Consider the following 17764-nt stretch of genomic DNA (forward strand, 5'->3'; position numbering starts at 1 on the left):
CGCGGCCCGCGGGCGGCCGCCGCGGGGGCCCGCCCCCCCCCGCAGCTCTGTGGCGGGGGGCCGTCCGCCCGCCGGCGGGGGCGGGCTCCCGCGGGAAAATTGGGGGGCCCCCCCCGGGGGGGGGGGCCCACCACTTGTGCGGCTGTGCGGGACTAGAAGACCGGCGTGCCGCCCTGCGTCAGCTTCCAGTTGGTGGCCGCGAAGGCCGACGGGTCGATGGTGCCCTTGGCCGTGGCGTAGGCGATCAGCAGGTCGCGGACCTGGTTGGTGGAGCTGTAGGCGGTCTCCGCGGCGGCGATGTGCGGGTAGCCCGAACCGCCGTTGGCGCGGTAGTTGTTGACGGCGACGACGAAGACCTGGTCGTCGGCGACCGCGGTGCCGTTGTAGGTCAGGTTCTTGACGCGCGAGCCCTCGGCCGCCGCGATGTCGATCTCGTAGTCGACACCGGCCGCCATGTCGTACATGTAGTCCCAGAAGCTGTTGGCGTTGGTGAGGGTGGCGGTGTCCACCGCCGTGCCCGCCGGGACCTGGTGGTAGTACTTCGCCGCGTACTCCAGGTAGTCCTTGAGCTGGGCGCCGGTGAGCTTCTTGCCGTACAGGGTGTTCTCGTAGACGTACAGGCCCGCCACGTCACGGATCGTCACGTCACCGGCCGGGATGGTGGCCGTACGGCTGAAGCACGCGGCCACCGAGATCAGCGGGAGCGCGGCGTCCGCCGCCGACAGACCCGCCTTCACCGCGTCCATCTGGACCTGCTGGATGAAGTCGATGGCGGGGACGTCCTTCCAGCAGGCCTCCGCCGTCGTCATCGCCGCGGTGCAGGTGCCGATCGCGGTGTTGACGTACTTGACGACCAATTGGTGGTCCGCGGTGAGGAGTTCGGTGATCCGCGGGTCCTCGGCCACCGTGTTGCTGTTCAGGGTGGTGGCGGTCTTCTTGGTGATCTTCCAGGAGCCGCGCACGTGCTCCAGCTCGAAGTCGAAGCGGGAGAGGCGGTAGCCGTAGCAGTACGGCTCGGACAGCAGGACGTCCTCGCCCGTCTCCGCGTTCTTCACCGTGTACGACGGGACGTCGACGTGGGTGTGGCCGACGAGGATCGCGTCGATGCCGGGGACCTGCTCGGCGACCAGGTTCGACGCGTTCTCCACGTAGGGGAGTTCGTCGCCCCACGAGGTCGAGCCGTCCAGGCCGGAGTGGTCGGTGAGGAAGACGACGTCGCAGCCGAGGGCGCGCAGCCGCGGTACGTACTTCTTCGCCTGCTCGACCAGGCCGGTGAAGGCCATCTTCCCGGAGACGTTGTCCTTGTCCCACAGGGCGATGCCCGGGTTGGTGAGGCCGAGGATGCCGACCTTGATGTCCGGGCCGTGCGGGACCTTGATGTGCTTGACGGTGTAGGGCCGGAAGGCGGGCTGCAGCGTCTTGGCGTCCAGGGCGTTGGCACCGAGCAGCGGGAAGTCGCACTGCTTCTCGAAGGTGCGGACCGTCTCGATGCCGTAGTTGAACTCGTGGTTGCCGAGGGCCGCCGCGTCGTAGCGCATCTCGTTCATGGCGATCGCCATGGGGTGCTTGGGGCCGCGCTTGCCGTTCTTGCCGGTGATGGGGTCGACGCTCGCGAAGTAGGAGGCGAGGGACGTGCCCTGGATGATGTCGCCGGCGTCGACGAGGAGGACCCGGTCCGCGCCCTTCTCCTTGCGGATGTTCTTCACCAGGGTCGCGATGCGGGCGATGCCGTAGGTGTTGCCCTTGGAGTCCACGGGCGCCGCGTTGGTGTAGTAGTCCCAGTTGAAGACGTGGCTGTGCAGGTCGGTGGTGCCCAGGATGGAGAAGCTCCAGGTCTTGGGCGCCTTCGGCGGCTTGGCGTGGCCGTGGCCGGCCTCGGCGGCCTCGGCGCTGCCGGTACCGACCGTTCCCGCGACGGCCACGGCAGCGCCGGTGACGGCCGACTTCTGCACGAACTCACGGCGGTTCATGGGATTGACGGGCATTCAGGGCTCCTGAAAGGCGGAGAGGACGGGTGGGGCATGCGGGAGGCGGCGGGCTACCCGCGTAGATGCTGACCGTCGCCCGTTACCGGCGTAACCACGGAAACCCCAAGGGCCGGTCAAGGATTACCAAGACCGGCCCAAGTGCGTCGCCCAACCACAGCCCTACAGGAACGAGTTGATCTCGATCGTCTCGTCCCGGCCCGGGCCCACGCCGATCGCGGAGATCGGGGCGCCGGACATCTCCTCCAGCGCCTTCACGTAGTTCTGCGCGTTCTTCGGCAGGTCCGCGAAGGACTTGGCCTTGGTGATGTCCTCGGACCAGCCCGGCAGCGTCTCGTAGACCGGCTTCGCGTGGTGGAAGTCGGTCTGGGAGTACGGGAGTTCCTCGACGCGCTTGCCGTCGATCTCGTACGCGACGCAGACCGGGATCTGCTCCCAGCCCGTCAGCACGTCGAGCTTGGTGAGGAAGAAGTCCGTCAGGCCGTTCACGCGGGTCGCGTAGCGGGCGATGACCGCGTCGAACCAGCCGCAGCGGCGGTCCCGGCCGGTCGTCACACCGCGCTCGCCGCCGATCCGGCGCAGCGCCTCGCCGTCCGCGTCGAAGAGCTCGGTCGGGAACGGGCCGGCGCCGACGCGGGTCGTGTACGCCTTGAGGATGCCGATGACCCGGCTGATCTTCGTCGGGCCGACGCCGGAGCCGGTGCAGGCACCGCCCGCGGTCGGGTTCGAGGACGTCACGAACGGATACGTGCCGTGGTCGATGTCGAGGAGCGTGCCCTGCCCGCCCTCGAAGAGGACGACCTTGTCGTCCTCCAGGGCCTGGTTGAGGACCAGGACCGTGTCGGCGACGAACGGAGCGAGCTTCTCCGCGTAGCCCAGCAGCTCCTCCACGACCTGCTCGACGGCGATGGCCCGCCGGTTGTAGAGCTTGGTGAGCATCTGGTTCTTGACGTCGAGGGCCGCCTCGACCTTCTGGGTCAGGATCGACTCGTCGTAGAGGTCCTGGACCCGGATGCCGACCCGGTTGATCTTGTCGGCGTAGGTCGGCCCGATGCCGCGCCCCGTCGTACCGATCTTCCGCTTCCCGAGGAAGCGCTCCGTCACCTTGTCGACGGTCACGTTGTACGGCGTGATGATGTGCGCGTTACCGCTGATGAGGAGCTTGGACGTGTCGACGCCACGCTCGTTCAGACCGCTCAGCTCGGAGAGCAGGACCGAGGGGTCGACGACGACGCCGTTGCCGATGACCGGGACACACGTGGGCGAGAGGATTCCGGAAGGGAGGAGGTGGAGCGCGTACTTCTGGTCGCCGACGACGACCGTGTGACCGGCGTTGTTGCCGCCCTGGTAACGCACCACATAGTCGACGGAGCCGCCTAGCAGGTCCGTCGCCTTTCCCTTGCCTTCGTCACCCCACTGAGCACCGAGCAGCACAAGTGCGGGCACGCGCGTACACCCCTTCCGGGCGGGGCATGTCCAAGGTCAGGGGCGTACGCGTAAGGTTCGTCGCCGCGTACCACCGCGACCGTCGTTGGCCGCACAACCGTCGGACCGGATGCCCCGGAATAGACGAAGCCCCTGGCGCAATAGCGCAAGGGGCTCTTGCACAGTGATGCTACCCGAGGAAGCGAGGCAGGACCGAGGTGGCGACTTTCGCGAGGTCCGATCAGCTGCTGGTGATCATCGATCCGGCGGCGAGGGAAACGGACGGTGAATCCGTCCGGATCGCGAAAGACGTGCTCAGCGCGGGTGCGGCCGCGAAGGTGTGCATGCCGGAGGGGCCCGAGGAATTCGCCCGTGTGCTGTCCCGCAGGGGCTCGCGGCGGCCGGTGGTCGTCGGGGACGACGGCGCCCTGGTCCGTGCGGTGACCTTTCTGCACCGGAGGCGGGAGCTGGCCGACTGCGTGCTGGCCATGGTCCCGGTCGGGGGCACGCTGGGCGTCGCGCACGCGCTGGGGGTGCCCGCCGGTGCGGTGGCGGCGGCGCGGGCGGTCCTGGACGGGGTGGAACGCCGCATGGACCTCCTCGTCGACGACAGCGACGGGGTGGTGCTGGGCGCGCTGCGGATCCCGCCGCTGGCGGTGGCGGCGGCCAGGGCCCCGGAGCCGGTGCCGGCCCGGGGGTGGCTGCGGCCGTACCAGAACCTCGTGCGCTCCCTGTCCGCGCGCCCGGCCCCGGCCCTGGCCGTGCCCGGCCCGCCGGCACGGCTGCGGGTGGAGGTCGACGGCGAGACGGTCGTCGACCTGGACCAGCCGGTCGAGGGCATCTCGGTGACCCCGGGCGGCCACGACGGCCTCGCCGAGGTGGAGGTACGCCCGCTGTCGGTGGGCGCGGAGGCGACCCCGGTACGGGCCGCGGGGCGGACGGTGACGGTGGCGGGCGCGGACTTCCGCTACCGCGCGGACGGCGGCCTGGCGGGGCCGGTACGGCGGCGGACGTGGCGGGTGGTGGAGGGGGGGTGGGGGCTTACGGTGCCGGGTTCTTCTTGACGGGGGGCTGGAAGCCGCTGGTATCGAGGGTGCAGTCGAAAGGCTTCGGGATATGGAGCTCCTCGCCGAACGGCCGGGTGCAGTGTGACTCGTACCCGTTGACCGAAGGTGTCCAGAACACCGTTGACTGCCCCTTCTGCATGTCGAGGAGCAGGTATACGGGGACACCGGCCCTGCCATAAACCTCGACCTTGTCGGTCAGGTCGTCATCCCGGGTTGAAGTCGATGTCAGCTCGGCGACGAAGACCAGGGCCTCGCCGTCCAAACGATTACTCTCCGTCTCAAAGACCCGCTCGGGAGCTGCATGGATGTCTGGCCCGTACGCACTCTCGTCGCCGGGAAAGACGTAGAGGAACGGCCCCCGATCGATGACGTGCCCCTCCGGAAGATGCGGTTCCAACTGCCTGCACACCAGCGTCATCACTCGGGCGTAGTACCCCTTGGACCACGGCGACACGACGATTTTCCCCCGGTAGATCTCGGCCTTGAAGCCGTCACGCAGGTCCAGCTCATCAAGGATGTCCAGCAGTTCCTCGAAACTGCCGGGCTCGCCGCCGCTTATCACCGGTCGCTCAGTCATCAATGTCATGATGCGCCCTCCCCTCGATGCGAACCAGACGCAACTCAGAGTATCCGGTCGAGCACCTCTCCGTGATCGCTTTCGTCCTTCAGCCCGACCCCCGTCCGCCCCAGCTCCCGCGCCCTCCCCATCAGCCCCGCCAGCTTCCCTGCCGCCGTCTCGTACGCGAGGCCCAGCGGCGGCCGGATGTTGCTCAGGCAGTTGCGGTCGGCGTCCGTCGTCACCCCCGGTGTCGGCCGGTACGTCAGGTACGCGCCCAGCGAGTCCGCCGCCGACATGCCGGGCCGTTCGCCGATCAGGACCACCACCAGGGCCGTACCCATCGTGTGGGCGATGTCGTCGCCGAGGGCCACCCGGGCCTGTTCGGCGAGGACCACCGGGGCGAGGCGCCAGTCCGGGAGGCGGGCAGCCGTCGCCCGGACCACCGCCGCCGCGTGGTCGTGCACGGCCCGGCTGGACAGCCCGTCGGCGACGACGAAGACGACGTCCCAGCTGCCGGCCGGGAGGTGGGCGCGGTCCACGGGGTCGAGGCGGCGGCCCAGGTCGGGGCGCTGCAGATACGTCAGCCGGTCACCGGCCGCGCTGCGGACCCGGACCGTCGGCAGGCCCGCCAGCCCCGCCGCGACCACGTCCGGCTCGAACGGCGAGTGGACCGCGTCCCGGGCCGCCGCGTGCGCCGCCTGGAGGCCCAGGCGGTGCCGGGTGGGGAGGGCGGGGCCGGAGCGGCCGAGGCCGATCCGGGCCTGGGTGCGGCGGCGCAGCAGCGGCCAGAGTTCGTCGAGTCCGGTGGTCGTCGTCACCTCGGTCATGCGGCCAGTTCCCTTCCGATCGCCGCCAGCGGGTGGCCGCCGACCTCCCGTACGCCGCCGTCCTCGGCCAGCAGGCCGACCGACTCCAGCCACGCCTCGAACTCCGGTGCCGGGCGCAGGCCCAGCACCTCGCGCAGGTACAACGCGTCGTGGTAGGAGGCCGACTGGTAGTTGAGCATGATGTCGTCGCCGCCAGGCGTGCAGATCACGAAGGACGCGCCAGCGACGGCGAGCATGGTCAGCATGGTGGCGATGTCGTCGTCATCGGCGTCGGCGTGGTTCGTGTAGCAGATGTCCAGGCCCATGGGCAGGCCGAGGAGCTTGCCGCAGAAGTGGTCCTCCAGGGCGGCCCGGAGGATCTGCCGGCCGTCGTAGAGGTACTCGGGGCCGATGAAGCCGACGACGGTGTTCACCAGGAGCGGGCGGTAGCGGCGGGCGACCGCGTACGCCCGTGCCTCCACCGTCTGCTGGTCCACCCCGTGGTGCGCGTCCGCGGACAGGGCGCTGCCCTGCCCGGTCTCGAAGTACATGACGTTGTCGCCGACCGTCCCCCGGCCGAGCGCCCGTGCCGCCTCGTACGCCTCGTCGAGCAGGCCCAGCGTCACACCGAAGGAGGCGTTCGCGGCCTGGGTGCCGGCGATGGACTGGAAGACCAGGTCGACCGGGGCCCCGCGCTCCATCAGGTCCACGCTCGTCGTGACGTGGCACAGGACGCAGGACTGGGTGGGGATGGCGTAGCGGGTGATCACGCCGTCCAGGAGGTCGAGCAGGTCGCGGACCGCCCTGGGGCTGTCGGTCGCCGGGTTGATGCCGATGACCGCGTCGCCGGAGCCGAGGAGGAGGCCGTCGAGGAGGGCGGCCGCCACACCCGCCGGGTCGTCGGTGGGGTGGTTGGGCTGGAGTCGGGTGGCCAGTCGGCCCGGCAGACCGATCGTCGAGCGGAACGCGGTGACCACCCGTACCTTGCGGGCGACGGCCACCAGGTCCGCGTTCCCCATCAGCTTGGACACGGCAGCGGCCATCTCCGGGGTGATCCCCGGCGACACCGCGGCCAGCGCCCCGGTGTCCGCCGCCAGCAGCCACTCGCGGAACTCGCCTACGGTCAGCCCGGCGACGGGTGCGAAGGCCGCCGCATCGTGGGTGTCCAGGATCAGCCGGGTCACGTCGTCGTCCTCGTACGGGATCACCGGCTCGGTCAGGAAGGTCGCGAGCGGCACCTCCGCCAGCGCCCAGCGGGCCGCGACCCGTTCCCGCGCGCTCGCGGCGGCGAGGCCGGCCAGCCGGTCGCCGGAGCGTTCGGGGCTCGCGGCGGCCAGCAGGCGGGCCAGGGAGCCGAAGCTGTGGCGTTCGCCACCGAGGGTGGCCGTGTACGTGCTCATGGCGGCGACCGTACGAGCCGGGTGTTGCCGACAGATTGCATCAGATTTCTAAAGGTCTGGTTGACAAACATTTAACGCACCGAGACCCTCGACGGACTCATTCGGCCTACAGAGTTCCGGTCCAGTACAGCCAGCGAACAGCAGGAGAGGGGCCACCCCGATGGCAGTGGACGAGGGAGTCGCCCCGGCGACGGAGACAGGCGGCGAGGGCACGGTTCACCGGCTCAAGCCCAACGCGATCGGTCTGCTCGGGGTGGTCTTCATGGCCGTCGCGACCGCCGCACCGATCACCGCGATGACCGGCAACGTGCCCTTCATGGTCTCGTCCGGCAACGGCATAGGCGCGCCGGCGAGCTATCTCGTCGCAATGGTCGTCCTGGCAATCTTTTCCGTCGGCTTCACGTCGATGGCGAAGCACATCACCTCGACGGGTGCCTTCTACGGCTTCATCTCCTACGGTCTCGGCCGCACCGCGGGCCTGGCCTCGGGGCTGCTCGCCACCTTCGCGTACGTCGTCTTCGAACCGGCGCTGATCGGCATCTTCTCGGTCTTCGCCAACACGACGCTCAAGGACCAGACCGGCCTCGACGTTCCGTGGTGGGCGTTCGCGATCCTGATGCTCGCCATCAACGCGACCGGCACCTGGTTCGGCGTCAGCGTCGCCGAGAAGCTCCTCGTGGTCCTCCTCGGCACCGAGGTGACCGTGCTCGCGGCGATGGCGATCTCGGTCGCCCTGCACGGCGGCGGCCCGCACGGCTTCACCTTCGCCCCGGTCAACCCGGTCAACGCCTTCAAGGGGACCAGCGCCGGCCTCGGCCTCTTCTTCGCCTTCTGGTCCTGGGTCGGCTTCGAGTCGACGGCGATGTACGGCGAGGAGTCCCGCGACCCGAAGAAGATCATCCCCAAGGCGACGATGATCTCGGTCCTCGGCGTCGGCGTCTTCTACGTCTTCGTCTCCTGGATGGCCATCACCGGCAACGGCGAGACGGAGGCCGTGAAGGCCGCCTCCTCCGCGAACCCGCTCGCCCTCTTCTTCAACCCGACCGAGCACTACGTCGGCCACTGGGCGGTCGTCCTCATGCAGTGGCTGATGATCACCGGCTCGCTGGCCTGCGGCATGGCCTTCCACAACTGCGCCGCCCGCTACATGTACGCGCTGGGCCGGGAGGGCGTCCTGCCGAAGCTCCAGAACACCATCGGCCGCACCCACCACAGGCACGGCTCCCCGCACATCGCGGGCCTGGTCCAGACGGTGATCTCCGCCGTCCTGATCGCCGCGTTCTGGATCGCGGGCAAGGACCCGTACAACGCCCTCTACGTCCTCCTCGCCATCCTCGGCACCATGGCGATCCTGGTCGTGCAGGCGGTCTGCTCGTTCGCGGTGCTGGTCTACTTCCGCAAGAACCACCCCGAGAGCCGGCACTGGTTCAAGACCTTCGCCGCCCCGCTCATCGGCGGCGTCGCGATGCTCGCCGTGGTCGTCCTGCTGGTGTCCAACATGGGCGTCGCGGCCGGCACCGAGTCCGGCTCACTGCTGCTGAAGGCGACGCCGTGGCTGGTGGCACTGGTGGCGGCGACGGGCATCGGCTACGCGCAGTACCTCAAGCACCGGGCACCGGAGCGGTACGCGCTGCTGGGGCGGACGGTGCTGGAGGAGACGAGGGAGCGGTAGGCGTGGGGGGCCGGTGACCGGTGCGGGCCGGTGGGCTGCCGGACCGAAAGGTGAACTCCCGGACAACCATCGGCATTCGCCGGGTGTCTCAGTGGTGTGGCAGGGGCGAGGGGCGCCCCGCCGGGAGGAGCCACCATGACCCACCGCCGGCACCGATTCGGAGCCGCGCTGGCAGTCTTCGCGGCCGCGGTCGCCGCATGGCTGCCCGTGACGTCTGCCCAGGCCGCCGACGGCCCGGTCGTACACATCTGGCTCCAGGACGACCACCTGGGCCTGCCGATGCCGCCGACGCCGGGCGACCCGACGATGGTGAACTGGGGGCTGCGCAACGACGGCCCCGGCACCGCCAAGGACGTCACCATCAGCGCGGACCTGAGCAACGTCATCGACTGGGTCACCACGGACGCGCCCGTGCCCGCCGACCACGTCTACACCTGGCCCACCCGTGACGTCCCCGAGGGCGAGGCGGCCGGCTCGCTCATCGGCCTGAGCGCCAAGCCCGGCACCCCGCTCGGCACCACCGGCACGGTGACCCTCAGCGGCACGTCCTCGAACGGCACCGTGGTCTCCACCACCGCGAAGGTGACCGTGGGCACCACCGACCTGAAGGTCAACGAACTGGCGGCCCGCAAGGGCGACAAGCCCGGATCCACGATCGACACCCCGGTCACGATCAGCAACGTCGGCACCCTGGCCGCCGACGGGGTCCAGCTGGAGATGCGCACCACCATCGGGCTCTCGTACGCGAAGCACTACTCCAACTGCGTGTACTCCAAGGAGAGCGACACCTACGTCCTGACGGAGCAGGCGCTGTGCACGTTCGACACGGTCGTCGAGCCCGGCAAGAGCTACCGGGTGGACCAGCCGGTCGGGCTGGACGTGACGGACCAGGCCCTGTTCGAGTTCTTCAGCCACGAGGCCCTGCCCCTGTCCGGTAGCGCGCCGAAGCCGGGGGACGGTCCCGTGCTCTCCCTCGTCGCCGCCGGGGACGCCGCCACCGACGGCACGGCGATCGACCGGCAGCACATCGACGCCGACAACACCGCCGACATGGTCGCGGGCGGCGCCACCGCCAAGGGCGCACCGGGCGACCTGGTGCACGTGACCGTCTCCCTGAGCAACGAGGGTCCGGGCTGGGTCGGTTACAACGCGAGCGACGACCAGCCGGCGCTTCTGGTGACCGTCCCCACCGGCACCAAGGCGGAGGAGATCCCCGCCCACTGCAGCGTGTGGAACGACGAGGCGAAGTCCGGTACCGGCGAGCAGACGCCGGGCGCAGCGCAGTACATCTGCCAGTCGAGTCCGAACACGTTCACCGTCGGGGACTCCCGCTCCTTCGACTTCGGTCTGCGGATCCGCGCGAACGCCGCGACCACCACCGGTGAGGCCCTGGCGACCACGGCCTTCGGCAACACCATGACGTTCGACCACACGCACGGCAACGACACCGCGGCCGTCAGGGTCGAGGTCGAGGGCGGCGCCACCGCGACGCCGAGCGCGTCCGCGTCGCCGTCGACGACGGCCGGTACCGGCGGCAACACCCCCGGCACGCAGACGGTCTCCACCACCGGCGACAGCGGTTCCCTCGCCTCCACCGGCAGCAGCGGCGCCGTACCCGTGGCCGCCGCCGGCGGCGCGGCCGCCCTGGTGCTCGGCGGCGGGCTGGTCCTGCTGGTCAGGCGCCGGAACCGGGCCTGAGTCAAGCAGGTTCAGCGGTCTTCGGCGAGGGGTCGCCCCTCGCCGAAGAGCTGATCGCGGTGGACGCGCCAGCGCTCCATCATCTTGCCGATCTCGTCGTCGACGAACTCGAAGAACGCGAGCGTCTCGGCCATCCGGCGCCCCGCCGGGGTGTCGGGGCCGAGGCTGCTCACGCCCTCCCGCAACGCCCCCTCCCACCGCTTGATCACGGCATCCCGGCTGGTGAGGGCCTCGTACCACTGGTTGCTGTGCACCCGGTACCGCTCCCGCCGGGAGCCCGGCTCCCGCTCGCGCGCGACCATGTGCTGCTGGGCCAGATAGCGCACCCCGCCGGACACCGCCGCCGGGCTGACCTGCAACTGCTCCCCCAGTTCGGCCGAGGTCAGGGCACCCGAGTCGGACGACAACAGGGCCGCGAAGATCCGGGCCGGCATGCGCTGCATCCCGGCCTCGACGAGCTGCGCCGCGAAGCTCTCGACGAACTTCGAGACGGCCTCCTGATCGCGCCCCATCGCATCCGTAGTCATGCTCACCAGCCTAGCGGGAGTTTCCACACTTCCTTAACTTCACAATTTTCTGAAGACGGCGTACGTTCTGAACCATGACGCAGGCAATCACGGTCGCCGGGCTCCACAAGTCCTTCGGCCGCACCCACGCCCTGGACGGCCTCGACCTGGCCGTCGAGGCCGGTGAGGTGCACGGCTTCCTCGGCCCCAACGGCGCAGGGAAGTCGACCACGATCCGGGTCCTGCTCGGCCTGCTGCGCGCCGACTCGGGCGCCGCCCAGATCCTCGGCCGCGACCCCTGGAAGGACGCCGTGCAGGTGCACCGCCGGATCGCCTACGTCCCCGGCGACGTGACCCTCTGGCGCAACCTCTCCGGCGGCGAGGTCATCGACCTCTACGGCCGCCTGCACGGAGGCCTGGACAGGGCCCGCCGCGCCGACCTGCTCGACCGCTTCGAACTCGACCCGACGAAAAAGGGCCGGACGTACTCCAAGGGCAACCGGCAGAAGGTCGCCCTGGTGGCCGCCTTCGCCTCCGACGTCGACCTGCTGATCCTCGACGAACCGACCTCCGGCCTCGACCCCCTGATGGAGGAGGTCTTCCAGCGCTGCGTAGAGGAGGAACGGGACCGGGGCCGTACGGTCCTGCTCTCCTCGCACATCCTCAGCGAGGTCGAGGAACTCTGCGACCGCGTCAGCATCATCCGGGCCGGCCGGACCGTCGAGTCCGGCTCCCTCGCCGACCTGCGCCACCTCACCCGCACCAGCGTGACCGCCGAACTCGCCGGTCCCCCCAACGGGTTGGCGCACCTCCCCGGCGTCCACGGTCTCGACGTCCAGGGCCACCGGATCCGCCTCCAGGTGGACTCCGACCAGCTCACCGCCGTCCTCCGTTCCCTCGCCGGGACCGGTGTCCGCTCCCTCACCTCCACTCCCCCGACCCTGGAGGAACTCTTCCTGCGCCACTACCAGGCCGAGGACGAGGCGGTCGCCCGATGAGCACCCTCGCCGGCACCGGCACCCTGCTGCGCTTCGCGCTCCGCCGCGACCGCGTGACCACCCCGGTGTGGATCGCGGTGAACGCGCTGATGGTCCTCTCCATGCCGAACACCCTGAAGAGCCTGTACGGCACGGACGCCGAACGCACCGACCTGGGCCGCCAGTTGCAGACCAACGCCGCCTACCGCGCCCTGATCGGCCCGCTCCACGACACCTCGCTCGGCGGCCTGACGGCATGGCGGGTGGGCGTGTACGCCGGGCTCCTCGCGGCCGTGACCAGCCTGCTCGTCGTCGTACGGCACACCCGTGACGAGGAGGAGACCGGCCGCGCCGAACTCGTGGCGTCGGGCGCGGTGGGCCGCCGGGCGTCCCTGACCGCGGCCCTGCTGGCGGCGGCGGTCGCGAACGCCGTGCTCGCCCTGCTCATCACCGCGGGCCTGGCGGGTCAGGGCACGGCGGGTGCCCTCTCCTTCGGCCTCGGCCTGGGCGCGACCGGCATGGTCTTCGCCACCATGGCGGCGATCGTCGCCCAGCTCACGGAGAGCGCCCGCCTGGCGAGGGGCCTGACGTCGGCGGTGCTGGGCGGGGCCTTCGTGCTGCGCGCCGCGGGCGACTCGGCGAGCAGCGACGGCTCGTCGCCGTGGACGTGGCTCTCCCCGCTCGGCTGGCTGGAGAACCTGCGCCCGTTCGCCGCCGAACGCTGGTGGGTGTTCCTGCTCTTCGCGGCGGCGGTGCTGCTGCAAGGCTGCGCGGCGTATGTACTGGCCGGGCGCCGGGACCTCGGCATGAGCTTCTTCCCGGCCCGCCCCGGCCCGGCCGAAGGCCGCCTCGGCTCCGCCGCCGCGCTCGCCTGGCGGCTGCAGCGGGGCGGTGTGCTCGGCTGGTCGCTCGGCTTCTTCCTGGCCGGCGTGGTCTACGGCGGCCTCACGGAGGGCGCGGCCGACCTGGTCGGCGACAACGACAACGCCCGGGAGATCTTCGAGCGGATGGGCGGCCAGAGCGGGCTGACGGACGCGTTCCTCGCCTCGATGGTCGGGATGCTGGGGCTGGTCGCCGCACTGTACGTCGTCGCGTCGGTCCTCCGCCTGAACGGCGAGGAGACCTCGGGCCGCGCCGAACCCCTCCTCGCCGGCCCCGTGAGCCGCCTGCGCTGGGCGGCCGGCCACCTCACGATCGCCTTCGCCGGCGCCGCCCTGATCATGCTCCTCGCGGGCCTGGGCTTCGCCGTCGGCTACGGCAGGCAGGTGGGCCCGATCCTCGGCGCCTGCCTGGTCCAGCTCCCGGCGGTGTGGGTGATCGGCGGGGTGGCGGTGCTGCTGTACGGCGTCGCGCCCCGCTTCTGCGCCCCCGCCTCCTGGGGCGTGGCGGTGGCTGCCCTCCTGATCGGCTGGGTGGGCCCGGCGCTCGACGCCCCCCGACTCGTCCTCGACCTCTCCCCCTTCGGCCACCTGCCGAAGCTGCCGGGCGGCGGGATGGCATGGGGTCCGGTGGCTACCCTGACCGGGCTGGCGGTGGTGCTGGTGGGGGTGGGGCTGGCGGGGCTGAGGAGGCGGGATCTGACCGGCTGACAGCAGCCGCTCAGTCGACGTACTCCTTGAGCCTCTCGGTGTCGAGTTCGATGCCGAGGGGTTCGGGGAGGACGAGTGCGACGCCGAAGGGTACGGTGCGGCAGTTGCCGTAGCCGACATCCGGCTCCGGATCACTGTAGAGCTTGGCCGTGCAGGCGTCCCGGTCGATCAGCAGGTAGAACGGGATGCCTGCGGCACCGTAGGCAACCGGCTTCTCATGACGGTCAAGGCGGTCGGTGTCGGAGTCGTACGACGTCACCTCGAACACCAGGAGCACCCCGTCGGGATCGGCCCACTCGCCATGCCCGGCGAAGTGGTCCTCGGGCACGAGTACCGCGTCGGGACGCGCCCGGCCCCCGCGGTACTTCTCCACCTTCAGCCCTTGGCCCTGATACAGGTCAAGATCGGGCCTCGCACGCATGCAGCGCTTGCTCAGCCACACGACAATGGTGTTGTGGTCGCCATCGGCCACCCTCTTGACCCCGATCCGCCCGTTGATGAACTCCAACCTGACGGCGTCGTCGGTCTCCTTGGCCGCGAACGCGGCGATCTTCTCGAACTCCTCCACCGACATCTGGGGCAACTGCAAAGCGCGCTCTGCCATAACGGTCATGGTGCACCCCCTCTCAGGTCGTGGCCAGCCTGGCAGGGCACCTGGCGATCTCTCGGGCAGATCAGCACTGATCATCCGAACGGGTGATCACCCCACCTCCACACCCAGCCCCTCCAGCCCCCGGATCACGAAGTTCGGCTTCCGCTCCGGCTCCGCCGCCAGGCGCAGCTTCGGCGCCCGTTCCAGCAGGGCCGTCATGGACGCGGCCAGTTCGATGCGGGCCAGCGGGGCGCCGATGCAGTAGTGGATGCCGGCGCTGAAGGAGATGTGCGGGTTGTCGCGGCGGGTGAGGTCGAGGCGGTCGGGGGCCTGGAACACCGCCGGGTCGTGGTTGGCGGAGCCGAAGAGCATGGCGATCTCAGCGCCCCGCGGGACGGTCGTCCCCTCGATCTCGATCTCGTCCAGCACCCAGCGTTCGAAGAGCTGGAGCGGGGTGTCGTAGCGCATCAGCTCCTCGATCGCGGTGGGGACCAGGGAGTGGTCGGCGCGCAGGGCGGCGAGCTGGGCGGGGTTGCGGAAGAGGGCGTACCAGCCGTTGACCGTGGCGTTGACGGTCGCCTCGTGACCGGCGTTGAGGAGCAGCACGGCGGTGGAGATCATCTCCTGCTCGGTGAGCCGGTCGCCCTCGTCGTGCGCCTCGATGAGACCGGAGATCAGGTCGTCGCCGGGCTCCTTGCGCCGCTCGGCGATCAGCTCCCGCAGGTAGTCGGAGAACTCGACGGAGGCCCGGACCGCCTTCGCGGCCGTGTCCTCGGACGGGTTCAGCTCGTACATCCCGCAGATGTCGGCCGACCAGGGGCGCAGCGGGGCGCGGTCCGCCTCGGGGATGCCCAGCATCTCGGCGATGACGGCGACGGGGAGCGGCTCGGCGACATCGGTGAGCAGGTCGCCGCCGCCCTTCGCCACCAGCCCGTCGACGAGCTCACCGGCGAGCCGGGTGACGTACGGCTTCAGCCGCTCGACCGTGCGCGGGGTGAACGCCTTCGACACCAGGCGCCGGATGCGGGTGTGGTCCGGCGGTTCGAGGTCGAGCATGCCGTGGTCGTTGAGCGTGTGGAACGGCTCGTGCTCCGGCGCGGGCGCACTCCGCCCGAACTCCTCGTGCGTGAACCGGTGCTGGTACGTCCGCCCGAGCCGCCGGTCCCGCAGCAGCGCGGACACGTCCGCGTGGTGCGGAACCAGCCACTGGTTCGTGGGCTCGAAGTACTGCACCCGGCCCTGGGCGCGGAGCTCGGCGTAGGAGGGGTACGGGTCGGCCAGGAAGTCCGGGTCCCAGGGGTCGAAGGCTGCCATGGACGGACGTTAGACCGCCGGTCCCCTTCCTGACCAGGGGTGTAGGGGCGAGCGTCCGACGGAGCGTAGTGCTGCTCCAGTAGCTCTCGGCGGTAGCAGTAGCTTGCGAAGTCCGCCCGGACCCGTGGAACGGAGAATGGCAGATGCCCCGAGAGGCCCCTTATCTGGCCGCCGCCGACGCGTTGCGTAAGCGGATCATCGCGGGAGAGTGGGCGACCGGACAGCGGCTGCCGTCCCGGGCACGACTCGCCGGGGAGTACGGGGTGGGGCGCAATGTCATGCAGCGGGCCGTGGATCTGCTGATCGTGGAGGGGCTACTGGAGGGGCGGGCGGGGTCGGGGACGTACGTCCGTACGCCCCGTGAGCGTCTGCGCATGGTCCGCTCCCGGCGCCGCGAACGCTCCCTGGCCGCCCTGACCGAGCGGGGCCGGGCCGGGGCCTGGGACGCGCACAGCGAGGTACGGGTCCCCGCTCCTCCGGAGATCGCCGAGCGGCTCGCCATCGCCCCCGCAGACCCTTGCGTCCACACGCACTACGAGTTCCTCGCCGATGGCCGGCCCGTCCAGCTCTCCTCCTCCTGGGAGCCGTTGGCCCTCACTGGCGGAACCCCGATCATGCTGCCCGAGCGAGGGCCGCTCGCGGGAAAGGGCGTGGTCGAGCGCATGCGGTCCATCGGCGTGCACGTCGAAACCGTGATCGAGCTTCCCCGCCCGGACCGGGCCACTCAGGCGCAGGCGAACCTGCTGGGAATCGGCGCCGGCGACCTCATCCTCCACATCGAGCGGACCATCCACGACCGCGACGGCCGCCCGGTCGAAACCGCGGACATCGTCATTCCCGACATCCGCCGAGAGGTCGTCTACGAGTTCGCGGTGGAACGGTAGGAACGGCAGCAGATGAGTCACCACCTCTTACGCGAGCCCGACTTCGGCCGTCTCTTCGCCGCCACCGCCCTCGGCCAGCTCGGCGACCGCATCCTCTTTCTCGCCCTCCCCCTGGTCGCGATCGCTGCCCTGCACGCCGACGAGTTCCAGGTCGGCGTGCTGACCGCGATGACCACGGCGGGCTCGCTCCTGGTCGGCCTTCCGGCAGGCGCCTGGGTGGACCGCATGCGAAAGCGCTCCGTGATGATCAGCACCGATCTCGCCCGAGCGCTCGTCCTCCTGACGGTGCCGGTGGCCTGGTGGGCAGGCGTCCTCACCCTCGGCTGGCTCTACGCCGTCGCGCTGCTCCACGGCGTACTGACCGTCTTCTTCGATGTCGCATACACCAGCTTTCTCCCCCACCTGGTCGGCCGGGACCATCTCGTCGAGGGGAACGCGAAACTCTCGGCGATCCGATCCGTGACGAGTATCAGCGGACCGGCGCTGGCCGGACCACTGGTGGGCGGGGTCGGCGCCCCCGCGACGCTGCTGGCGAGTTCGGTAGGGATGGCACTGTCGGGCTTGCTGGCAACCGGTATCCGCCGGCAGGAGGAGAGGCTGGGGCCGGAGGCCGGCGAACACCCGCGACTGGCCCGGGAGATCAAGGAGGGCCTGGCCTTTGTCATCGCTCATCCCATCCTGCGCGCGATCATCCTGGGGGACGCGATGTTCAACCTCTCCCTGGTGATGTACCAGACCATGCTGCTGGTCTACCTGGAGAGGGCAATCGGCCTGAAATCCTTCGGGATCGGCCTCATCCTGTCGGGGATGGGGTGCGGGGCCCTGCTGGGCGCGCTGCTGGCGGCGAAGGCATCGGAGTGGTTGGGTCAAGGCCCGGTCATCTGGCTTGCACCGCTGCTCACTTGCCCGCCGACCGCGCTGATGCCGTTGGCGCAGCCGGGTTGCAGTCTGTACATCGCCGCCGTCGGCCTCGCGGCCCTCTCCCTGGGCGGCGTCATCCGTGTGGTGGCCCAGTCGAGCCTCCAGCAGGCGCTCACACCGGACCGGCTGCTGGGGCGGATGAACGCAACGGCCCGCTTCGTCTCTTGGGGCGGCATCCCCCTGGGCGCCCTGCTCGGCGGCACCTCGGGCTCGCTCTTCGGACCGACGGCCACGCTGGGGATCGGTGCGGCCGGCATGACGCTGAGCGCCCTGCCGAACGTCCTGTCTCGGCCACGCTCCCCACGCGCCCGCTTCGCGCGGCCCAGAAGGGGGTGATCGGGATGTGGGCAGTGGTGGCGGGCAGGCCTG

At 70.5% G+C, this 17764-nt stretch carries 15 protein-coding genes; 7 read left to right on the plus strand and 8 right to left on the minus strand.

Annotated features, from left to right (window positions below; all coding sequences use genetic code 11):
- Positions 1–152: 152 nt before the first annotated feature.
- Both ACFY6U_RS47095 and ACFY6U_RS47100 read right to left on the minus strand, forming a co-directional pair.
- The gene (locus ACFY6U_RS47095; RefSeq protein WP_390048581.1) at positions 153–1985 is read right to left on the minus strand and encodes a bifunctional metallophosphatase/5'-nucleotidase; all 1833 of its coding nucleotides are present in this window, start codon (positions 1983–1985) and stop codon (positions 153–155) included.
- A 162-nt stretch (positions 1986–2147) separates the two neighbouring features.
- The gene (locus ACFY6U_RS47100; protein ID WP_390048583.1) at positions 2148–3431 is read right to left on the minus strand and encodes an adenylosuccinate synthase; all 1284 of its coding nucleotides are present in this window, start codon (positions 3429–3431) and stop codon (positions 2148–2150) included.
- A gap of 197 nt (positions 3432–3628) precedes the next feature.
- On the opposite strand from ACFY6U_RS47100, the gene ACFY6U_RS47105 reads away from it, so the two are divergent.
- The gene (locus tag ACFY6U_RS47105; protein ID WP_390048585.1) at positions 3629–4474 is read left to right on the plus strand and encodes a diacylglycerol kinase family protein; all 846 of its coding nucleotides are present in this window, start codon (positions 3629–3631) and stop codon (positions 4472–4474) included.
- Here ACFY6U_RS47105 and ACFY6U_RS47110 read toward each other — a convergent pair.
- From ACFY6U_RS47110 to ACFY6U_RS47120, 3 genes are read right to left on the minus strand one after another with little or no spacing between them, the layout of a single operon-like run.
- Positions 4452–5063, minus strand: coding sequence for a Uma2 family endonuclease (locus ACFY6U_RS47110; protein WP_390048587.1), 612 nt, complete (start codon positions 5061–5063; stop codon positions 4452–4454). The two genes, ACFY6U_RS47105 and ACFY6U_RS47110, sit on opposite strands and share 23 nt — an antisense overlap.
- Positions 5064–5098: 35 nt before the next feature.
- Positions 5099–5863, minus strand: a complete 765-nt coding sequence (gene eutC, locus ACFY6U_RS47115; protein WP_390048589.1) for an ethanolamine ammonia-lyase subunit EutC — start codon at positions 5861–5863, stop codon at positions 5099–5101.
- Positions 5860–7242, minus strand: coding sequence for an ethanolamine ammonia-lyase subunit EutB (locus tag ACFY6U_RS47120; protein ID WP_390048591.1), 1383 nt, complete (start codon positions 7240–7242; stop codon positions 5860–5862). The genes eutC and ACFY6U_RS47120 overlap by 4 nt, the downstream gene beginning before the upstream one ends.
- A 160-nt stretch (positions 7243–7402) precedes the next feature.
- On the opposite strand from ACFY6U_RS47120, the gene ACFY6U_RS47125 reads away from it, so the two are divergent.
- Both ACFY6U_RS47125 and ACFY6U_RS47130 read left to right on the plus strand, forming a co-directional pair.
- Positions 7403–8914 (plus strand): APC family permease, encoded by a 1512-nt coding sequence (locus tag ACFY6U_RS47125; protein WP_390048593.1) that lies wholly within the window; start codon positions 7403–7405, stop codon positions 8912–8914.
- A 135-nt stretch (positions 8915–9049) separates the two neighbouring features.
- Positions 9050–10612, plus strand: a complete 1563-nt coding sequence (locus ACFY6U_RS47130; RefSeq protein WP_390048595.1) for an LPXTG cell wall anchor domain-containing protein — start codon at positions 9050–9052, stop codon at positions 10610–10612.
- Positions 10613–10623: 11 nt separating this feature from the next.
- On the opposite strand, the gene ACFY6U_RS47135 is transcribed toward ACFY6U_RS47130, so the two are convergent.
- Positions 10624–11139: a GbsR/MarR family transcriptional regulator gene (locus ACFY6U_RS47135; protein ID WP_390048597.1), complete on the minus strand. Its 516-nt coding sequence runs from the start codon at positions 11137–11139 to the stop codon at positions 10624–10626.
- A gap of 74 nt (positions 11140–11213) precedes the next feature.
- Here ACFY6U_RS47135 and ACFY6U_RS47140 point away from each other — a divergent pair, with 74 nt between their 5' ends.
- Together ACFY6U_RS47140 and ACFY6U_RS47145 are read left to right on the plus strand one after the other, a co-directional pair.
- Positions 11214–12116, plus strand: coding sequence for an ATP-binding cassette domain-containing protein (locus ACFY6U_RS47140; protein ID WP_390048599.1), 903 nt, complete (start codon positions 11214–11216; stop codon positions 12114–12116).
- Entirely contained in the window at positions 12113–13684 is a 1572-nt protein-coding gene (locus ACFY6U_RS47145) for an ABC transporter permease (protein WP_390048600.1), read from the plus strand. Before ACFY6U_RS47140 ends, ACFY6U_RS47145 begins: the two co-directional genes overlap by 4 nt.
- Before the next feature lie 10 nt (positions 13685–13694).
- Here ACFY6U_RS47145 and ACFY6U_RS47150 read toward each other — a convergent pair whose 3' ends face one another.
- Entirely contained in the window at positions 13695–14297 is a 603-nt protein-coding gene (locus ACFY6U_RS47150) for a Uma2 family endonuclease (RefSeq protein WP_390048602.1), read from the minus strand.
- Between the two features lie 87 nt (positions 14298–14384).
- Positions 14385–15590, minus strand: coding sequence for a cytochrome P450 (locus ACFY6U_RS47155; RefSeq protein ID WP_390048603.1), 1206 nt, complete (start codon positions 15588–15590; stop codon positions 14385–14387).
- Positions 15591–15733: 143 nt separating this feature from the next.
- Here ACFY6U_RS47155 and ACFY6U_RS47160 point away from each other — a divergent pair, with 143 nt between their 5' ends.
- Both ACFY6U_RS47160 and ACFY6U_RS47165 read left to right on the plus strand, forming a co-directional pair.
- Entirely contained in the window at positions 15734–16474 is a 741-nt protein-coding gene (locus tag ACFY6U_RS47160) for a GntR family transcriptional regulator (RefSeq protein WP_390048605.1), read from the plus strand.
- Positions 16475–16486: 12 nt separating this feature from the next.
- Complete coding sequence (locus ACFY6U_RS47165; protein WP_390048607.1) at positions 16487–17731, plus strand: MFS transporter; 1245 nt, start codon at positions 16487–16489, stop codon at positions 17729–17731.
- Positions 17732–17764 lie beyond the last annotated feature (33 nt).

Origin of the sequence: Streptomyces sp. NPDC013157 (assembly GCF_042899865.1) — a bacterium.
Lineage (GTDB): Bacteria > Actinomycetota > Actinomycetes > Streptomycetales > Streptomycetaceae > Streptomyces.